The sequence below is a fragment of the Streptomyces lancefieldiae genome, from assembly GCF_031845825.1.
In the GTDB taxonomy this organism is placed as follows: domain Bacteria; phylum Actinomycetota; class Actinomycetes; order Streptomycetales; family Streptomycetaceae; genus Streptomyces; species Streptomyces lancefieldiae.
Window position 1 is genome coordinate 1 of the sequence record NZ_JAVRFH010000169.1, and the last position, 2,845, is coordinate 2,845.

Annotated in this window: 1 protein-coding gene; it reads left to right on the plus strand. The window is 69.9% G+C overall.

The genetic code is table 11. The annotated features are described in order from the left end of the window. Nucleotides 1-2,845: amino acid adenylation domain-containing protein (locus RM812_RS41240; protein ID WP_311586026.1), on the plus strand; the 2,845-nt coding region annotated here is incomplete at both ends.

Genomic DNA, 2,845 nt, shown 5'->3' on the forward strand with positions numbered 1-2,845 from the left:
GTCCTGTTCCACACCTCCCCGGAGGAGCACCTCCTGGTCCTGGTCATCCACCACATCGCCACGGACGGCGTCTCGAACGTGCCGCTGGTACGGGACCTGACCGCCGCTTACGCCGCCCGCAGGGAGGGCGGTGCGCCGGTGTGGGAGCCGTTGCCCGTGCAGTACAAGGACTACGCGCTGTGGCAGCGCGAACTGCTCGGCGACGTGACGGACCCGGGCAGCCTGGCCGCGCGGCAGGCCGAGTACTGGCGCGCGGAGCTGGCTGGGGTGCCGCAGCCGCTGAGCCTTCCGCTCGACCGTCCGCGCCCCCCGGAAAGGCGCCTCGGCGGCGACACGGTCGACCTCGTGGTGGAACCCGAGGTGGCGGCCGGCCTGCAGCGGCTGGCCGACGAGCGGGGGATGACCATCCCGATGGTCCTGCAGGCCGCGCTGGCGGTGCTGCTGCGCAAACTCGGCGCCGAGGAGGACGTGACGGTCGGCAACCCGATCGCCGGCCGGAGCGACGAGGCGCTGGCCGATCTGATCGGGGTCTTCGTCAACACCCAGGTGCTCCGGGTGAACCTCTCCGGCGACCTGTCGTTCGCTGACCTGCTTGTCCAGGTGCGGGACAAGGCGCTGGCGGCCTACGAGCACCAGGACGTGCCGTACGAGTTGCTGGTCGAGCTGATCAACCCCGACCGCTCGGCGGCGTACCAGCCGCTGTTCCAGGTGATGTTCGCTTGGCAGAATTTCGCCAAGCAGGAATTCGAACTCCCGGACGTGAAAGTCGAGTTCGAACAGCACCTCGTGCAGACCGCCATGTTCGACCTGTTCTTCGCCCTGGCCATGGACGAGGCTGGCGCGCTGCGGGGCGATCTGACGTACGCCACGCAACTGTTCGACCGGGAGACGGCCGAGGCCATCGCCGCCCGGTACGTGCGGGTCCTGAAGCAGTTGGCCGCCGACCCGCAGCTGTCGGTGAGCGCCGTCGACGTGCTGTCCGCCCAGGAGCGGGACTGGCTGGTGCGGGAGATCAATGACACGGCACGTCCGGTGGCGGAAGTCACCCTGCCCGAGGCGTTCGAGGCGCAGGTGAGGCGTGACCCCGACCGTGTGGCGGTGATCGGCGAGCGGGAGACGCTGACCTACCGGGAGTTCAACCGGCGTGCCAACCGGCTGGCGCACTGGCTGGTCGAGCAGGGGGCCGGGGCCGAACGCATCGTGGCGGTGCGCGTCCCCCGGTCGGTCGACCTGATGGTCGCGATCTACGCGGTGGTCAAGGCGGGTGCGTCGTACCTGCCGCTGGACACCGAACTGCCCGAGGACCGGGTGCGCCGGGTGCTGGAGAGCGCCCGACCGCTGCTCGTGCTTGACGAGGCGCTCCCGGACGTGGCGGGGTATCCCGAGACGAACCCGGAACGAGAACTGTGGCCGGACAGCGCCGCGTATGTGATGTACACCTCCGGCTCCACCGGTGGCCCCAAGGGTGTGCAGGTGTCGCACCGGTCGATCATGAACCGGTTGAAGTGGGGACTGGCGCACTTCGACGTCGGTGTCGAGGACCGGATGCTGCTGAGCACCTCGGCGAGCTTCGACGCCTCGGTGCCGGAACTGTTCGCGCCCCTCCAGGTGGGGGCCGCGGTCGTCGTCGCGCGCCCGGACGGGCGCCGGGATCCTGTGTACCTGGCCGAGCTGATCCAGCGGGAGCAGGTGACCGGCGCGGACTTCGTGCCCTCCCTGCTCGAGGCGTTCGTCGCCGAGCCGGCGGCCAAGAAGTGCACCAGCCTGCGCTGGATCGAGGTTGCGGCGGAGCCGTTCCCGGCCGCACTGGCCAACCGGTTCGTGGAACTGCTGCCGGGATGCAGTGCCAACAACCTCTACGGCCCGACCGAGGCCACCGTCGAGGTCACCGAGTGCCGTTACGTGCCAGGCTCGGACCGGCTGCCGATCGGGGCGCCTATCTGGAACACTCAGGTCTACGTGCTGGACGAGGCGCTGCGCCCAGTGCCGCCCGGCGTCACCGGTGAGCTGTACCTGGCCGGTGCCGGACTCGCCAGGGGCTATCTCGGGCAGACGGCGCTGACCGCGGACCGGTTCGTCGCCTGTCCCCAGGGAGAGCCCGGCACCCGGATGTACCGCACCGGTGACGTGGTGCGGTGGAACAAGGACGGCCACATCGAGTACGTGGGGCGGACCGACTTCCAGGTCAAGCTCCGCGGGCAGCGGATCGAACTGGGCGAGATCGAGCATGTGCTGACCGAGCACCCCGGTGTGGCACAGGCGGCGGTCGTGGTGCGCGAGAACGAGCAGGGTGACAAGACCTTGGTGGGTTACGTGGTGCCCGATCCGGACGCAGCCGCGGCCGACGCCGACGTCCAGGTGGACGAGTGGCGCCGGATTCACGAGGAGATCTACGCCGATTCCGCCGACGAGGCACTGGGCGAGGACTTCCGGCTGTGGAAGTCGGCCTACGACGCGGCGCCGATTCCGCGCGAACAGATGCTTGAGTGGCGGGACGCGGCGGTGGCACAGGTGCTCCGGTTCGCGCCCCGGCGCGTCCTGGAGATCGGTGTGGGTGCCGGTCTGCTGCTGTCGAGGATCGTCGGCGAGGTCGACGAGTACTGGGGTACCGACATCTCGGCCACCGTGGTGGACCGGGTCCGGGAACAGGCCGAGCAGGCCGGCTACGGTGACCGCGTGCGGCTGAGCGCTCAGTCCGCCGACGACTTTTCCGGGCTGCCCAGGGGCGGGTTCGACACCGTGGTGCTCAACTCGGTGGTGCAGTACTTCCCGAGCGCCGAGTACCTGGACCGCGTGCTGGGCGGGGCCCTGGAACTCCTCGCCCCGGACGGCCGGCTCATCGTCG